15 protein-coding genes and 1 pseudogene are annotated in these 15,436 nt (G+C 49.5%); 3 read left to right on the forward strand and 13 right to left on the reverse strand.

Features of this window, described 5'->3' with window-relative positions:
* Positions 1 to 28: 28 nt before the first annotated feature.
* The 5 genes from FRY98_RS26455 to azlC form a co-directional block, all read right to left on the reverse strand.
* Positions 29 to 964 carry a helix-turn-helix domain-containing GNAT family N-acetyltransferase gene (locus FRY98_RS26455; RefSeq protein WP_148457704.1) on the reverse strand — a complete coding sequence of 312 codons (936 nt, stop codon included), beginning with the start codon at positions 962 to 964 and terminating at the stop codon, positions 29 to 31.
* A 747-nt stretch (positions 965 to 1,711) separates the two neighbouring features.
* A complete protein-coding gene (gene tnpA, locus FRY98_RS26460; protein WP_148450401.1) occupies positions 1,712 to 2,185 on the reverse strand; it encodes an IS200/IS605 family transposase in 474 nt (157 codons plus the stop codon).
* Between the two features lie 173 nt (positions 2,186 to 2,358).
* Positions 2,359 to 2,889 carry a hypothetical protein gene (locus tag FRY98_RS26465; protein ID WP_148457705.1) on the reverse strand — a complete coding sequence of 177 codons (531 nt, stop codon included), beginning with the start codon at positions 2,887 to 2,889 and terminating at the stop codon, positions 2,359 to 2,361.
* 60 nt (positions 2,890 to 2,949) lie between these two features.
* Entirely contained in the window at positions 2,950 to 3,282 is a 333-nt protein-coding gene (locus tag FRY98_RS26470; RefSeq protein WP_148457706.1) for a branched-chain amino acid transporter permease, read from the reverse strand.
* Positions 3,279 to 3,992, reverse strand: coding sequence for an azaleucine resistance protein AzlC (gene azlC, locus FRY98_RS26475; RefSeq protein WP_148457707.1), 714 nt, complete (start codon positions 3,990 to 3,992; stop codon positions 3,279 to 3,281). Before azlC ends, FRY98_RS26470 begins: the two co-directional genes overlap by 4 nt.
* Before the next feature lie 112 nt (positions 3,993 to 4,104).
* Here azlC and FRY98_RS26480 point away from each other — a divergent pair, with 112 nt between their 5' ends.
* Positions 4,105 to 5,496, forward strand: a complete 1,392-nt coding sequence (locus FRY98_RS26480; RefSeq protein WP_148457708.1) for an aminotransferase-like domain-containing protein — start codon at positions 4,105 to 4,107, stop codon at positions 5,494 to 5,496.
* Between the two features lie 31 nt (positions 5,497 to 5,527).
* Here the strand turns inward: FRY98_RS26480 and FRY98_RS26485 are convergent.
* From FRY98_RS26485 to FRY98_RS26500, 4 genes and pseudogenes are all read right to left on the reverse strand, one after another.
* A pseudogene (locus FRY98_RS26485) lies at positions 5,528 to 6,321 on the reverse strand (SDR family NAD(P)-dependent oxidoreductase).
* 115 nt (positions 6,322 to 6,436) lie between these two features.
* Positions 6,437 to 7,447: a helix-turn-helix transcriptional regulator gene (locus FRY98_RS26490; protein WP_148457710.1), complete on the reverse strand. Its 1,011-nt coding sequence runs from the start codon at positions 7,445 to 7,447 to the stop codon at positions 6,437 to 6,439.
* Positions 7,448 to 7,468: 21 nt separating this feature from the next.
* Positions 7,469 to 8,824 (reverse strand): sensor histidine kinase, encoded by a 1,356-nt coding sequence (locus FRY98_RS26495; protein ID WP_148457711.1) that lies wholly within the window; start codon positions 8,822 to 8,824, stop codon positions 7,469 to 7,471.
* A 1-nt stretch (position 8,825) separates the two neighbouring features.
* Positions 8,826 to 9,515, reverse strand: a complete 690-nt coding sequence (locus tag FRY98_RS26500) for a response regulator transcription factor (RefSeq protein ID WP_148457712.1) — start codon at positions 9,513 to 9,515, stop codon at positions 8,826 to 8,828.
* Between the two features lie 187 nt (positions 9,516 to 9,702).
* Between FRY98_RS26500 and FRY98_RS26505 the strand changes: the two genes are divergently transcribed.
* Both FRY98_RS26505 and FRY98_RS26510 read left to right on the forward strand, forming a co-directional pair.
* Positions 9,703 to 10,746 carry a DJ-1/PfpI family protein gene (locus FRY98_RS26505; protein ID WP_148457713.1) on the forward strand — a complete coding sequence of 348 codons (1,044 nt, stop codon included), beginning with the start codon at positions 9,703 to 9,705 and terminating at the stop codon, positions 10,744 to 10,746.
* Entirely contained in the window at positions 10,743 to 11,423 is a 681-nt protein-coding gene (locus tag FRY98_RS26510; RefSeq protein WP_148457714.1) for a DUF2306 domain-containing protein, read from the forward strand. Before FRY98_RS26505 ends, FRY98_RS26510 begins: the two co-directional genes overlap by 4 nt.
* A gap of 211 nt (positions 11,424 to 11,634) precedes the next feature.
* On the opposite strand, the gene FRY98_RS26515 is transcribed toward FRY98_RS26510, so the two are convergent.
* The 4 genes from FRY98_RS26515 to FRY98_RS26530 form a co-directional block, all read right to left on the reverse strand.
* Positions 11,635 to 12,882, reverse strand: coding sequence for a cytochrome P450 family protein (locus FRY98_RS26515; protein ID WP_148457715.1), 1,248 nt, complete (start codon positions 12,880 to 12,882; stop codon positions 11,635 to 11,637).
* Positions 12,883 to 12,924: 42 nt separating this feature from the next.
* Positions 12,925 to 13,686 carry an SDR family oxidoreductase gene (locus tag FRY98_RS26520; protein ID WP_148457716.1) on the reverse strand — a complete coding sequence of 254 codons (762 nt, stop codon included), beginning with the start codon at positions 13,684 to 13,686 and terminating at the stop codon, positions 12,925 to 12,927.
* A gap of 177 nt (positions 13,687 to 13,863) precedes the next feature.
* Complete coding sequence (locus FRY98_RS26525) at positions 13,864 to 14,778, reverse strand: TetR/AcrR family transcriptional regulator (protein ID WP_148457717.1); 915 nt, start codon at positions 14,776 to 14,778, stop codon at positions 13,864 to 13,866.
* Between the two features lie 120 nt (positions 14,779 to 14,898).
* Positions 14,899 to 15,366, reverse strand: coding sequence for a cupin domain-containing protein (locus FRY98_RS26530; protein ID WP_148457718.1), 468 nt, complete (start codon positions 15,364 to 15,366; stop codon positions 14,899 to 14,901).
* Positions 15,367 to 15,436: the final 70 nt, after the last annotated feature.

Below are 15,436 nucleotides of genomic sequence, written 5' to 3' on the forward strand. Positions count from 1 at the left end.
CACCCGATTAAAGGGTGGTTTTGTTTTTTTACTGACCCAGCTTCAACTCGTAGGTTAATTCAAGCAAAGGCTTCCCCCAGTCGTTGCTTGGATGCTCCGCCACTTTGACAAACCCCGCCTTCGTATACATGCCGATCGCCTGCTGTTGATCTTCCGTGGTCTCCAGGTACACGGTCCGATATTTCTTCGCCCGGCAATAGTCTACTGCTTCATTCAAAAGCCTGCTGCCGAGTCCGGTACCGCGGTATTGGGGGTGCACGAGAAACCACCTCAGTTGCGCTTTGCTCGGTGAATGCTCCACGATGGAAATCGCGCCGATCATGTTCCCCTCGGTTTCCGCAAACCAGAACCGGTCCTTCCCCGGACGGTAGTGCTCAAAAAAATCGTAAAATGTTTTGCACACGTAACCTTCAAAACGGTGATTGTAGCCACGCTCCTGGTAAATCCAGCCGTGCAGATGGATCAGGTACCCCGCATCCCCGGGCCGCAGTTCATTGCGGATGCTGATCGGGTCCGAGGCAACTACCGGTTTGCCCGACAAAGCCGCTTCGATCGAGGTCATCCCGGCTACGAGCTGCTGCTGATCCTGCATCGGCAGGCCGCTGATGAGCTGATGAATCTGGCCGTCGGACAGCGCGTCCAAACGGACCAGCGTCTCTTCTCCCTTATCGGTCAGATATAAGTAGAACAGACGCCCATCCTCTTCGGACTGTTCCCTGCGGGTCAGGCCCTTTTTCTCAAAACGTTTGATCATCCGACTCAGGTATCCCGGATCAATACTCAGTTCCTCAATCAGCCGTTTGGCAGTACATAACTCCGTATGTCCGATTTCATACAGCACGCGGGCTTCCGATAAGGAAAATTCGCTGTTCAGCATATGCTGGTCCAGCAAACCGAGGATATTCGTATAAAATCGGTTAAACCTGCGGACGGCATGGATGGTAGGTTTATAAACGGAATTCATAAGTTTCTCCTCCAGAAAAACAACGATAATTTTTCTTAAATGATATTCCATTTACTTGACTTAGTCAACTAATTGAGGGCTTAATCAAAACCACACGTGTGAACGGGTAGTTTGCTCTGCGGCTGAAAGCCTTTATTACCGGCTCGCGTCTAAAGGCGCTAGCTTTCATTTCGTTCAAGCTACTAAGTTTGCCTACCCTGAAAGGGTGCGTTTATTACTAGTACCCCTTTAGACAACCTTGATAATACAGAATTCCTGCATATCTGCATGCTTTTATCCTGTTTGGACTCAAAATTTCAAAATTCCTGCAAATCTGCAGGAATTTTTGACGAAACCGGCCCGTTTCTCAAAAATCGCTGGAAATTCCTGCAGATTTGCATCTTTTTTCGCAATCCCCTCGGGGATCGGCCTAAATACCTGCAGATTTGCATCTTTTTGGAGTTGGAAGTTTGGAAGCACTCTAGGCGCCTCTTTGTATGTGATAAATCACTTCGATTAGCCATTAACCCCCTTTAGCTTTCGTAATATGAACACTCCTATGATCACGACCCCATTAGCTGGTTTTTTGTTTCACACGCTTCGCGTGCTCAACTGGCTAAATCCACTAATCATAACCACCCGTCCAACGGGTGGTTTGCTCTTGGGGTATAACCCCCTGTTGCCAAACTGCGCCTAAAGACGCTAGCCTGACAATAAAATTGTTCAGGCTCAGTGTTTTTGTCACTTTCACTTACCAGTTAAACTGGTTTACTTCTTTTTGCTACTGTTTCTGCTGAATGGATCTTCATACTCTTTTACGCTCAGTTTATCAATTGCTTGGTCATGTGCTTCCTGCTCACGTATATATTTAGCGACGGTGGCCTCATTTAAGCCCACAGTGCTGACGTAGTACCCCTCCGCCCAAAATTTCCGATTTCCATACTTATACTTCAAGCTGGCATGCTTCTCAAATATCATTAGCGAACTCTTTCCCTTTAGATATCCCATAAACGATGATACAGAGATTTTTGGAGGTATCGCCACTAACATGTGTACATGATCTGGCATCATGTGACCTTCTATGATCTCCACTCCCTTGTATTTACATAACCGCTTGAATATTTCGATTAAGTCTTTCCTCACTTGATTATAGATCTCTTTCCGTCTATACTTCGGGGTGAACACGATGTGGTATTTGCACATCCATTTCGTGTGGGCTAGACTATAGCTCTTGTTTGCCATCTAAGACCATTCCTTTCATTATTGAGCCTGAACATCTCAATTTTATGGGAATGGTCTTGTTGGTCAAACCCTAGATCCCTCCACCCGCATAGCGGGTGGTTTTTTGTTTCGCGCGTTTCACGCACTCAACTGGCTAAAGCCGTAATAAAAAAGCCGCGTCATTTCGCGGCTTCTTAAGCGTGTACATCCAGTGATCGAAGTTGCTGACTCAACTCACAGGTCAGGCCTGTGATCTTAAACAGATCACTTAGTAAATTCGAGTTCACTTTTTGTTTATTCGATTTTAAATAGTTTAGCAGCATATGCGCCTTTGCTTGCCGGCCCATAAGATCATAAGCTATATACCACACTTCGGGACTCGATACCCGGATCCCGTCCCAATTTTCCATGGGACTCACGGGCAAATGGACGACACCGGCTTCCGAACGCAAAGCAAAGCAACCTATAAAGTCTATTTTTAGAGAACGTAAACTTATTCGATACTCGCTGGCAAACAGGCCGTCCCCGCTTGGCTGTTCAATCCATTCATACTCCGAAATAGCCTTAAGCAAAGCTTCTTTTGGACAATCGACCGTGATGTCCCAGTCATTCACCGAATCCGTCAAGCCGAGAAAATACAGTAATCCGCTGCCGCCTAGCGCATATTTGATCCGATGTTCCTCTAACTTCTCTACAATTGGGAAAAGCTCTTGGTGGTTTATCATAAATCCCCCCCATTTATCCCCTGACTCTTCACGTTGGCCCCTCTCCGTTCTAACAATACCTCAAAAAACAAACTGAATCAAAAACATATACAACACGGTCCCGCTAGCGATCGACAACAGCATGTTTCTTTTCCATAAATGCAGGAAAGCCACGATAGCCATGGCCAGGAGTTCAGGAACTCCATGGCTGCCCGCCGTAAAGTTTACGTCTTTAACACTGAAGATGACCAGTAGCCCCAAGGTCGCCGAGGGCAGCACTTTACCCAGGTACTGTATGTAACGGGGAGTGGGGCGGCCCGGAGGAAAAACGATAAACGGAATATACCGGGTCAGCATCGTTCCGGCCACGATCACGCCAATCGTGATTACTTGTTCAACTATACTCATGGTCATGCCGTTTCACCCGCTTTCTTTTCCAATGGCTTTCTGGTCAACGTGAGTACGAAAAGAATCAATGCCATGGCGGGAATAATAAAGTTGCCCTTCCCGAAGAGGATCAGACATACGATGGACGCCGCCAAGCCTATGATAGCGCTGTAATGAACCGGCTCGTTCTTCCACTGCTCCAAAAAGATGACGATAAAAAGAGCGGTCATTACAAACTCAAGGCCCTCCATATTGATTTGTACGATGGAGCCGAACAGCCCGCCGATCGAAGCCCCTATTACCCAGTAGCTGTGATTCAGCAAGGTTACGAAGAACATATACCACCCTTTGTCCACGCCCTGCGGGATCTTAGCCGTGTAGTTGATGGTAAAGGATTCATCGCACAAACCGAAGATAAGATATAACTTTTTAAGCCCCGTCCCCTTGTACTTTTCGAGCATGGAGATCCCGTAGAAAAGATGGCGCGCGTTGACCATCAAAGTCAGGAACAAAGCGCCGAGCGGATTAAACCCGCCGAGTAAAAGATTGACCGCCACAAACTCCATCGAACCGGCAAAAATAAGCAGGCTCATTAAAATCGCGTACACGGGACCAAAACCCGAGACGTTCATAAAAATCCCGTAGGCGATCCCGAGAAATAAAAAACCGGCAAGGATCGGAAGGGTAACGGGAAAGGCGGCGCGAAACGCCGTCGCAACCTCGTTTCTGTCGTTCATGGTGCTTGCAACTCCTTGGTAGATGACTTATCCAGGTCATTTTAACAGCTAAAATCCATACAATCAATGTTATAATTGTATGGATTACAATTTTAAGAGGTGTCTCTATCCTATGCCGATCAATTCATTTACCGATTATCCTATGTCTTGGAAACCGGAGCGAACAGCGCTTTCACGCCCGCTTTACCTGTCGCTTGCCTCTTTACTGGAACACGATATTACGAACGGCTTGCTGGCCCCAGGCACAAGACTCCCGCCCCAAAGGGAACTGGCGGATTTTTTGGACGTCAACTTTACGACGATTACGCGCGCGTACAAACTATGCGAATTGAAAGGTTTAATTTATGCCGTTACCGGAAGCGGTACGTTTGTCTCCCCCAATGCCGCACGCTCCATCACCATTTCCAAAGAGATGTCACATGAGTGCATCGAATTGGGTTTTGTCGAATCGTTTGAACTAACCAACAGCTTTGTTGCCGAAGCCGCCAAAAAAGTGATGGAGAAAGGTTATTTGGAGCAGCTTTTCAATTATAATCACCCTACGGGAATGCCGCACCAAAAAGCGGCCGCGCTGAATTGGATGAAGAGCTTTGGTATGGAGGCGGACATCGAACAGGTGTGCATTGTATCCGGAGCGCAGAACGCTTTGGCCGTCACGTTGTTGGGTCTGTTTGAACCCGGACAAAGAGTCGCGGTAGACATGTACACCTATGCGAACTTTATCGAAATTTCGAAATCGCTGCGTGTCAAGCTGGTTCCGATTCCCGGAGATGAGCACGGCATGCTGCCTCACGCCCTGGAATATCAGTGTCAACAATCGGATATCCACGGCGTGTTTGTCATGCCTTCCTGTAGTAACCCGACAGCGGTTGTGATGCCGGAATACCGGAAGAAGGAATTGGCCGCTTTGATTCGGAAACATCATTTGATCGTGATCGAGGATGATCCCCACGCCTTTTTGTCGGTTCAAACTCCCGACCTCTATAGTCCGCCGATCTATCGGCATGTCCCGGAACAAACGATTTATATTTGCAGCACCTCCAAGTCCATTTGTTCGGGGCTGAGAGTGGCTTATCTTGTTTTCGGCGATGTTTTTCAAAAGAGGATACACGAGGCGATTTTTAGTATGAATGTTAAAACCTCATCCCTGGATGCCGAAATCGTGACCGAGCTGATTTTATCCGGAAAGGCCAGCGCCATGGCGGATAAGAAAAAACAGTTGGCTCTATCCGCCAACCGTTTATTCGACGAGCTGTTCCCCCACTCTCCGCGCACGGGCCACCCGCTAAGTTATTATAGATGGCTGCCCATATCCGACCCTGCAGACGGAAACCGCCTGGAGAGTTTCTTTTTGAGTAAGGGGATTCGTGTTTATCATTCGGACCGATTTTGGACCGGAGGCAAAACGCAGGGCAGCTATTTAAGAGTCGCGCTTTCTTCGACAACTTCTCTGGATGAACTTCGGAAAGGTCTGGAAATTTTAAAGGAACATCTCGAAACCTAACCGAAAGCGGCATTCTTCCCGCCTTACACATTTAAAAAATGGTCGGCACCATCCTCCATCCATGCGGATGGGGGATCCTTTAAAAGCGGAGCTGTAGGGGCTGCAGAGGAACACAGCCAATCTCCCGATTTCCATCGGTTTGATAAATCGCTGAAGCTCGGACTGAGGCAGGTTCGCCGCCATAAAACGTTTTTCTTTTTCGGAAAAAGACAGTTCTTCCTCTGGATACGCCCCCTCGATGATTTGAAGCACTTTCTCGGAGAGGGTGGGTCCCGGCATCAACGTATTGACGGTGACTTCGGTACCTTTTGTCAGCTTCGACAAGCTTTTTGCCAAGGATAGCAGCATCGATTTGGTTACCCCGTACTGCGGCATCAGACCGGAAGGCATCACAGCCTCTTCGCTGGCAATAAAGATAATCCGGCCCTCGTTCTTTTTCAACATGGCAGGCAGATAAAATCGAGATAATCCGTCAGCGGTTAAAAAATTGGTACGGAAATAATTGTTCCATACTTCATCGTCGATATCCCCATACTGCATAATTTTATAAATCCCGATATTGTTCACCAGAATATCCACGTGGGGGTATTTTTGAAACAAAGCTTCCCTCTGCCCTCTATCTGTTAAATCGGCTGCTGCATTTTGCGGTGAGGTAGCCGGATAGGCTGACTTGATTTCACGGACCGTCCGCTCCACCTCTTCATGATCTCGGCCGTTTATTAGTAAATGAACCCCTTCTTTAGCAAGTTCAATGGCAATGGCTTTGCCGATCCCCTTCGTTGATCCCGTAACCAAAGCTGTTTTCCCGTATAATCCCATGTCCATCTTCAACTTCTCCTTGTCTTTTACTTATCCGGAACGTGATTATCATACCTTGTCGGGAGAGGTCGGTAACTAGTTTGTTACGCCAAAGTCCTTGCATCCTGCGCCAAATGAAAATTCAATACATCCCCCATTGTCGGTTACGCCAGTTCAAAGGCGTCTCCCCTTCCCAGAGGCGGAAGGCCCGATAGAACGAGTTCTGGTCTTCATATCCTACCAAAAGAGCCACCTCTTTGATCTCGAGTTCCGGATCCGCCAAATAATCGCGCGCCTGCTCATGCCTGGCTTGTACGAGCAATTGCTTGAAATTTGTATTCTCTTCCGCTAGCCGGCGCTGCAACGTACGTTCGCTCATGTTCAGTTCCTTCGCGATTACACGAATGTCGGGGCGTCCCCCTGTGAGGGAACGTTTCATCATCCGTATGACCGTTTCGGTGAAGGAACGGCTGCGCCGGTGTTCAGCCAGGGTGCGGTCCAAGGCGGGGGTGAGGAGTTCCAGCAATTCTTCATTGTAGGTGACAAAGGGAAGATCCAGATCTTTGCGCTGCAGCGTCATTCGATTGACGCCTGCGCCCACCCGGATAGGGCAGCCAAAATAAGCTTCCAAAGCCCGGATATCGCCCATATCGTCCGAAAATTCGACGAGCTTCGCCGTCAAAGGGTGCCCTGTACCCCGGCGTCCAAGCTCGAGAAGAAAGGCCAGCGTGATCCCAATCAGGATCTGCGGACCGGGTTGCCCGGGTTCTAGCCAGTCCAATTCGATCATACAATGCTCGCCGTCCTCGATGATATGCAGGCATTCGGGAGGACAAAGCGGTTTGTACCGCGTCATTCGGTTCAGGGCCTCACGATAATCGCGGGCGTGGTATGTCGCCAAAACGCTTGGCGGGTATTTTGCCGCTTCAAAGGCTGTGGCCAACTGGATGATCCCCACCGCCGGGCCGTTCTTAAGCTCGGAATAGGCCTGCCATATCGCGAAATATTGAGCTCTAGTGACGGCGGACTCGGTAATTACCGTAACCGGCAGTCCCGCTGTTCGAGCTACATCTTGGGCGGCAATCCCCAACCTGTGCATTCCGGCCCAAAATCCCGGCGGAAATTTAATGCGATCTAAGTTCTGTGACTTCATATAATGTTCTCCTCCAGCGGCTTAGGTGTAATTCTCCGGATCATGAGCCACGGCGGACTTTAACCTGATCCAACCTGTGACTATCGCTCCCCCCTCCGAATGATTGCCGACGGCAAGTTGACCTCCATGCCGCCTAATGATCCTTTGGGAGATGGTTAAGCCTAGACCGCTGCCTCCGGTCGAACGGCTTCTGGAGGCTTCTCCGCGATAAAGCGGTTCGAAGACGCGCTCCATTTCCTCCGCATTGAAGCCTGCTCCCGTATCGCGGACCGAAAACCTTGCTTGATCGCCCTCTTTAGTATATTGGACGTTAACTTCACCGCCCGAAGGCGTATATCTGACCGCATTCTCCAAAATATTGTTCATGGCCCGCTCCAACAGGTGGGCATCCCCTGAAATCATGCACTCGTCCGTGCCGTGCATCGTTATGGAGATCCGCTTTTCACGGGCCAGAGGAGCCAAACTCTCCATCGATTTTCGGAGAACCGCTCCTAAATCGATCGTCTCCTCTTGAAGATCCGTCCCCAAATACTCCATCTTCGTATATGTAAACAGATCCTCTACCAGCCGGTCCAATTGTGCCGATTTTTCTTGGCAAACCGCCAAATATCGGCTTATTTTCTCCGGCGATTGGGCAATGCCCCGCTCCAAACCGTCCAAATACCCCCGCAGGGCGAAGAGCGGAGTTCGCAAATCATGCGCAACGGCGGCAATGACGAATCGGCGTTCTTCTTCCAGCTCCAACTGCTTTCGATGGGAGCTTTGAAGCCCCTGTACCATCACTTCAAAGCCGTCGCGGACCTCGGCAATTTCCGCGATCCCGGACCCGGGCAGCTGCACATTCCAGTCCCCCGAAGCGATTTGCCTGGCTGCTGTACTCATTTTCTCGAGCGGCTTAAGCAGAAATCTGCGCATGGCAAGCCCGATCATCAACAAAGCCAAGCCAAAACCGAAAATAGCCGACATCAATTGGACCGTATAGGTTTTGGGCAGATAAATCACCACTCTCCCAACCAACCGGCCATCCTCCATAATAGAATACCGAACTGTTGACGACAAGGAGCCCCTGAGCTGCGGATTGGACCGGTAAACATCAACCCCGGAGGAGGACTGGATAGCCGCGTCGATCTTCGCTTTTTGAAGCTCCCCCAGCAATTGGTTTTGCCAAAGGGGATCCGTCCAGCGTTCCGCACCCGATTCAATCATGCGGAGCGCCGTATCCCATCGGGTTTGCCCGGTTTCATTCCGCAATTGGCTTTTGGTGAAGCTGACGGTTCCTGTCTCCACATAGTGAGCCGTGACAAAGAAGATCCACGGCAGGAACAAGATAAGAAGAAAGCAAAGCAATGTAAACGTACGGATCCGAAGTGTCCTCATCTCAACCTACCTCGAAGCGATATCCGACGCCCCATACATTGACCAGAACCCGAGGTTGGTCCGGATCGCTTTCGATTTTCTCGCGGAGCCGGCTGAGATGGACCCGGACGGTATGTTTATCGCCTACCCCGTCCCAAAATTTTTCAAGTAATTGTTCGTAGGAAAAAACCTGCCTCGGATGCTCGGCAAACAAACGCAATAGATCGTATTCCCGCCGGGTGAGCTCCACGTTCTTCCCTTCCACGACGACTTTTCGAGCGGATAAATGGATTTGGAAACGGCCATAATCCAAAATTTTTTCCTCGATCGGCTTTGGACCGGATGCGGAGCGACGAAGTACCGCTTTGATACGCGCCACAATCTCCCCGGGAGAAGCGGTTTTGACAATGTAGTCATCGCCGCCGAGCGTCAGCCCCCGAATTTTGTCCACATCATCGCTGCGGGCACTCAAGAACAAAATCGGGACGTCGCTCACCGCCCGGATTCGGCGGCACAGTTCAAAACCGTCTTGTCCAGGCATCATAATATCAAGAACGATGCAATGGATGACGCTCTGCTCAAATAAAGCCCATGCTTCAGCGGTGTTATACGCGGTGACAACCCGGAAATGCTCGTACTCCAAAAAATCTCTCAATAAATCAACGATACTTGGATCATCGTCAACGACAAGTACTGTCTTTAATTCATCCATAACAATCCCACCTTCATGCCAAGTTTATCATTTTTTCGGCCGGAACAGATGTCCTGGTATGTTTTGTGATGCTTTGTTTATAGTTTTGTGATTTTTTTACCACTTCGTTTGAGATATTTCCTTGTTACGATGTTCTTGGAATGAGGACCCATTGATCAAGTAAGAAGGAAAAAAAGGGGATTGATGTATGCTAAACGTACAAATCGTTTTGTTTGATGGCTTCGACCTGCTGGACGCTATTGCGCCCTATGAGGTTTTCTGCGCGGCCTCTATGTATGCCGAAAACAAGCTGGCCGTCGAACTCGTGACGGCGGAAGGAGCGCGGTCAGTACCAAGCGGCACAAACGGCTTGGTAATCCAAGCGAGCGGAAGGTTAAACCCGGACAGAGCGGGAATCCTGCTCGTTCCCGGTGCGTCGGGAGACGTCAAAGACGCCGAGGGGCCTGCTTCCATCCCTGCGATTCTTAGCCGGGCCATGAAAACAGAAATAACGGGTTTGATCGGGAAGGCTCTTGAGCGGGGAGAAATTACCGTAGCCACGGTATGCGGAGGCTCTTTGCTGCTTGCCATGGGAGGTTTGCTGGACGGCAGGCCGGCGGTCACGAACCAAATGGGCATGGAATTCCTCGGCGCGACCGGAGCCGTCCCCATTCACGCCCGTATCGTGGACGACGGCAATCTGGTTTCCGGCGGCGGCGTCACTTCCGGGCTCGATGTAGCGCTGTATCTGGTGGAGCGTGAGCTCGGGCCCCGCATCGCACATGCGGTGGAACAGCTCTTCGAATTTGAACGGCGGGGCACGGTCTGGAAAGACAAGGGCTTAGCGCCTGAGGGTCGGACATTAGGTGATGACGACGAACCCTCCCACTCTCCAGCGGCCCGAATTCCTTTCGAAAACCCTGTTGCTGCCGCTTCCATGTTTGAAGGGATTTGGGACGCGACCCTCGCCACACCCGTCGGGAAGCTGCAAGTCAGACTAATGATATCCACGAGCGATGGAATGGTCTTCGGCAAGGCTACTCAAGGAGATGAGACGCTGGATTTTTTAAACCCCGTTTTAAAAGAGGGGACGCTTACTTGGTCGCTCCGAATTACGAAACCGATGCGTTTAAACCTCAAATTTGAAGTCGTCGCCGATGGAAATCAGATGACCGGAACGGCTAAAGCCGGTATGCTTCCGGCCTCAAAATTAACCGGCAAGCGGCTTTCCCCGTCAGGAGGGATCTCATGATCAAACGCAATCCCTTTTATGCGCTTTTGGTTGCGGTCACTTTTCTTTTTATCATTCATACTTTGGTAAAAAATTACCTGGTAGATCCCGGCGCGACCGATTTCTTAAGCCATAAAACGGGACTTTCGCGCGAGCTCCATCTTCCGGTCTGGTTGAACGTAATGTACGTCCACGTGGCCTTTGCCTGTATCGCCATGGCGGCGGGGCTGCTTAATTTCTCCAATCGTATTCTGAAAAACAAACGCATGTTTCATCGCGTAAACGGCTACGTTTACATGGTGTCCGTACTGATTGTCGTACTGACGTCCGGATATATGGCGCCCTACGCGACGGGAGGAAAAATCAGCGGCATAGGCTTCAACGCGCTAAATTTACTCTGGCTGTTCATCACCATCATGGCCTTCGTACAAATTAAAAAGAAAAACGTGTCCAGGCATCGAAACTGGATGATCCGCAGCTATGCCTTTTGCTTTACGAACATGTTCATTCACCTGATCTCCACCCTGTTTCATCAGGGGTTCGGTCTCTCTTATATCGCCAGCTACACGGTTGGCGTCTATGGCTCTATCGTACTTCTGCTGATTATTCCCCAAGTTATTATCGGAATGCTCGGCCCCTACCACAATAGTACGGCTGGTAAGGCGCTTGAAAGAACAAAGATCGCCGACCTCGATTAGTGACTAGAAATATCAATAAACCCCTCGCCAAAAACGTCGAAAACTTCTTGTTTTCAAACCGTTAACCTCCAAATAAAGCTGAACTCACAAAGAAAAGCGATTAAAGGAAAAACATCCTTTAATCGCTTTAGGCACCATAGGTCGCTCAGCTCTTTTAAGTCCTTCGCGTTATAGCGGGCGGTTCGCCCCTTGTAAACTCATTTTCTTCCAGTTAAAAGGAAACCGGCAATGATTTCAAGCTCTGCGAGGATAAAGTTGTCTCCCAGCTTATGTCTTCTACAGGAAGGCTCAGTCGAAGATGAGGGATACGTTTAAGAAGCGTGGTAAAAGCAATATCTCCTTCCACTCGGGCGAGCGGCGCACCCAAACACATATGGACTCCATGACCGAAGGCAAGATGCCGCTTGATGTTCCGGGTAATCTCCAGTTCCTCCGGCTGGTTGAATTGAAGCTCATCGCGATTGGCCGACTTGACTAAAGGGATAACGACATCCCCTCTTTTAATTTGCTGTCCGGCGAATTCGATATCTTCGGTGGCAAAACGCGGGCCGGTAGCTGTAGCCGGTCCATGAAACCGCAGCAGTTCTTCGACCGCGGAAGGAACCAGACCGAGATCGGCTTTAAGTTTATTCCACTGCTCGGGATGGCTCAATAACAGGAAGGTGCCGGTAGCAATAAGGTTCGAGGTCGTCTCGTGCCCCGCAAAAATCAGCAAGGTGACCATAGAAATCAGTTCCTCTTCGCTTAACCGATCCCCTTCTTCTTCGATGGCAATCAATTGGCTGATTAAATCGTCGGAAGGCGACTTCCGCTTGGCTGCCACAAGCTGTGAAGTATAATGCCCGAACGCTTTCAAATGCTCCGCTACCTCGGGATCTTGTTTGCCGAAGCCCAGCCCCCGAGCGATCGCGCCCGACCAGATTCGGATTTGTTCCCGGTCCTCCCGGGGAACCCCGAGCATTTCGGAAATGACATGGATGGGCAGCGGATAAGCGTAATCTTTTACAATATCCATACTGCCTTGGGCTTGTACCCTGTCCAGCAATTCGTCGGCGATTTCTTGAACGCGCGGACGCAAACTCTCCATATATCTCGGTGTAAAAGCTTTGGATACCAAGGCCCGTAATCTTTTATGGTCGGGCTCGTCGACAAAGAGCATGGACTTGCCTGTGAAAAAAGTTTGCGGAGCCGTGGAATCCGTCTGCGGCCTGATATCGGACATGCCCGGTATGGCACTCGGATCCACGGTAAATCGGGCGTGGTCCCTAAGGACCTGCATAGCTTCTTCCATGCGGGTCACGATCCAGGCTTGTCCCCGTTCACCCAGCGGGTTCGGCACGGGAATCACCGGTCCCATCCCCCGTAGCCGGGCGAATAAAGGAAACGGGTCTTTCACGTCCTCCCCGCCGAAGAATGGCAATCCTGTTTTTTCCGGCATGTCGTGATTTGCGGTATTCATGACAACCATCCCTTCACAGGTTGATTTTTGAATAAACCTCGGTTAGAAAGCGGCCGTCCAACCGCCATCAGCGGCGATAACGGCGCCGTTGATAAAGCTGGATTCGTCCGAAGCAAGGAATAGAGCCACTTCGGCGATTTCCTCCGCCTGTCCGATACGAGGAATAACCCCTTGCGTCAGTTTGGTGCGGGAAGCTCCAAACTCGTTCACGTTCTTCATTGTGGAACTGATATTGGTCATCGTCGCTCCGGGCGCAATGGCATTGCAGCGAATGCCTTGTTGAGCATACATGAACCCGGTGTTTTTCGTCAGGCCGATTACCGCGTGCTTGGAAGCGATATACGCGGCGCCTGCATGCGCACCGCTAAAGCCCCCCGTCGATGCCGTGTTTATAATGACACCGCTACCTTTCTCCAAGAAGATCGGGACCGCTTTGCGAATCGCGCGCATCACGGCTTTCGTGTTGATGTCGAAGATCAGATCCCATTTTTCGTCTTCCACATCCCCTACAGGGGCCATGTTATCCATAATTCCCGCATTGTTAACCAGGATATCCAACGTACCGAATTGGTTGACAGCCGTATCGATCATCTTGTTGATCTCGTTAAGATCGGCTACATCGGTTCTTAAAGCCACAGCCGTTCCGCCGCTGGCCTGAATGGCATCGGCCACCGCCTGTGCGCCATCCGGATTCACGTCGCTAACAATAACGCTCGCCCCTTCGCGAGCAAATAACTCGGCTATGGCTTTTCCCATACCGGAAGCGGAACCTGTGACGACGGCTACTTTACCTTTCAAACGCATAACCTATTCCCTCCAAATATCTTAGTCGGTAGTAACTTGAAAAGCGTCTAGTCCTCCTCCCGCACAATTTAAATTTAAATAATTTAACTAAATTCAATTTTATACGCCTCGTATATTTAATGTCAAATTCTACATCTTAATCTATCGTATTCAATTTAAATTTAGCACTAAATTATACTATTCGTATATTTTTGTGACTATATCAGATTCCGTAGAATCCCCCGTTTCCCCCATGTACCTCCAGATCTTATCTTCGATCCTTCTGGCCACCGGGCGGAACGGTGTGGCCTCAAATCGCTTGCGGAATTCCTTCAATACGACTTCAATAAGCGACTTGTTCAACCTTTCCTCTTGAAGAAGCATGAAAAGCCCTTGCGTAATTTCCTTAGTTCTGACGGATTCCTCAGATGCTTGTATAGTTGAATCGAATTTGCGAAGCTCTTGAACTAGCGCGGCCTTATCTATGGCGCTATCATTCCCGCCGGAACTAAACTGCACAAGAACTTGTATGTTCAGGATATGTTCATTTTGTTCATGCATGATGTTCATGATCGCTTCTATGTAACTTAAAACCCGGGGCACGACCTCTTTCCAGTTGGGCTGCTGATCCTGAAATCCCCTTGAAATATTCGCGATTTGGTGAAGCATACCGTAACAGAGCATGGCTCCTTCTGTAGCATACGGTCTGATTTCGTCTCCAAATAATCCCGTCAACCGTTCAGCCAACCACTGCAACTGCGTGCGGATCAAGGAAGTGGAATCGAATTCACCCGAGTAAAACCCCGTCCAGAATAGTTCCAGTACACGCTGCTTGTCGGATAAAGTCATCGGTATGGCTAGTTGGTCCACCAACAAATCAAATTCGGAAGCGTAATCCCGCTTCTCCAAGTTGCTGAGCAGCACCAGATCTTCCCGCAAGCGCTGCTCAAATATGGCCGCAATGCATGCTTCCTTGGAGTCAAAATATTTATAAAAGGTCCCTTTGGATACTCCCGATTGATCCAGAATCATTTGAATGGTTGTATCGGAATAGCCATGCTCTATAAATAAAGCCAATGCGGCGTCTAACAAAGTCTGCCTGCGATTGCTCACGATTGTGAAATCTCCTTTTGGACAGCACCGGTTTTTACTATGATTGTACCATTAGGTAAAAGTCCAGGGAATGATGGTGGTTTTATCCGGAGAGATTTACTACATCGCCGCCCGTTCGATTCAATTATGTTTTTCCGCAGCCATCGCCGCGGCTTTGGTCTCATGGACCGTGCCGAAGGGATGCTGGGGTGGAGCATAAATCACATATACTTTGAGCGGTTTATTCCCCGTGTTGGTAATGTTATGCCATTTCCCGGCGGGAATAATAACGGCATATCCTTCTCGGGCCATTGCTTGGAAATTGAGATTCTCCCTGCTGTCCCCCATTTGCACAAGCCCCTGCCCTTCTTCAATACGTATGAATTGGTCCGTTTCGGGATGAACTTCCAATCCGATATCCTCACCGACGTTAATATTCATCAAAGTGACTTGAAAGTGATTTCCGGTCCATAAAGCGGTGCGAAACGTACGGTTTTGTTCGACGGCCTGCTCTAGGTCAATCACTAAAGGTTTTAAGCCATAATCCAAAATGGGAATGTACCCTTGTTCCGGATCGCGGTATGGATATCGAAGGTTCGTACGGTACATATTCATTCTCCTTATCGTTTTTTATATACTATGCAACCGCCCAGCTTATGGGTAGAAATATAGGCCGCAA

The sequence above is a fragment of the Paenibacillus faecis genome (genome assembly GCF_008084145.1).
Classification (GTDB): domain Bacteria; phylum Bacillota; class Bacilli; order Paenibacillales; family Paenibacillaceae; genus Fontibacillus; species Fontibacillus faecis.

What these genes read in the sequence shown, in the direction of transcription:
- FRY98_RS26455 (WP_148457704.1), bottom strand. Translation starts at nt 964, where the DNA reads ATGAATTCCGTTTATAAACCTACCATCCATGCCGTCCGCAGGTTTAAC.
- tnpA (WP_148450401.1), bottom strand. Translation starts at nt 2,185, where the DNA reads ATGGCAAACAAGAGCTATAGTCTAGCCCACACGAAATGGATGTGCAAA.
- FRY98_RS26465 (WP_148457705.1), bottom strand. Translation starts at nt 2,889, where the DNA reads ATGATAAACCACCAAGAGCTTTTCCCAATTGTAGAGAAGTTAGAGGAA.
- FRY98_RS26470 (WP_148457706.1), bottom strand. Translation starts at nt 3,282, where the DNA reads ATGACCATGAGTATAGTTGAACAAGTAATCACGATTGGCGTGATCGTG.
- azlC (WP_148457707.1), bottom strand. Translation starts at nt 3,992, where the DNA reads ATGAACGACAGAAACGAGGTTGCGACGGCGTTTCGCGCCGCCTTTCCC.
- FRY98_RS26480 (WP_148457708.1), top strand. Translation starts at nt 4,105, where the DNA reads ATGCCGATCAATTCATTTACCGATTATCCTATGTCTTGGAAACCGGAG.
- FRY98_RS26490 (WP_148457710.1), bottom strand. Translation starts at nt 7,447, where the DNA reads ATGAAGTCACAGAACTTAGATCGCATTAAATTTCCGCCGGGATTTTGG.
- FRY98_RS26495 (WP_148457711.1), bottom strand. Translation starts at nt 8,824, where the DNA reads ATGAGGACACTTCGGATCCGTACGTTTACATTGCTTTGCTTTCTTCTT.
- FRY98_RS26500 (WP_148457712.1), bottom strand. Translation starts at nt 9,515, where the DNA reads ATGGATGAATTAAAGACAGTACTTGTCGTTGACGATGATCCAAGTATC.
- FRY98_RS26505 (WP_148457713.1), top strand. Translation starts at nt 9,703, where the DNA reads ATGCTAAACGTACAAATCGTTTTGTTTGATGGCTTCGACCTGCTGGAC.
- FRY98_RS26510 (WP_148457714.1), top strand. Translation starts at nt 10,743, where the DNA reads ATGATCAAACGCAATCCCTTTTATGCGCTTTTGGTTGCGGTCACTTTT.
- FRY98_RS26515 (WP_148457715.1), bottom strand. Translation starts at nt 12,882, where the DNA reads ATGAATACCGCAAATCACGACATGCCGGAAAAAACAGGATTGCCATTC.
- FRY98_RS26520 (WP_148457716.1), bottom strand. Translation starts at nt 13,686, where the DNA reads ATGCGTTTGAAAGGTAAAGTAGCCGTCGTCACAGGTTCCGCTTCCGGT.
- FRY98_RS26530 (WP_148457718.1), bottom strand. Translation starts at nt 15,366, where the DNA reads ATGTACCGTACGAACCTTCGATATCCATACCGCGATCCGGAACAAGGG.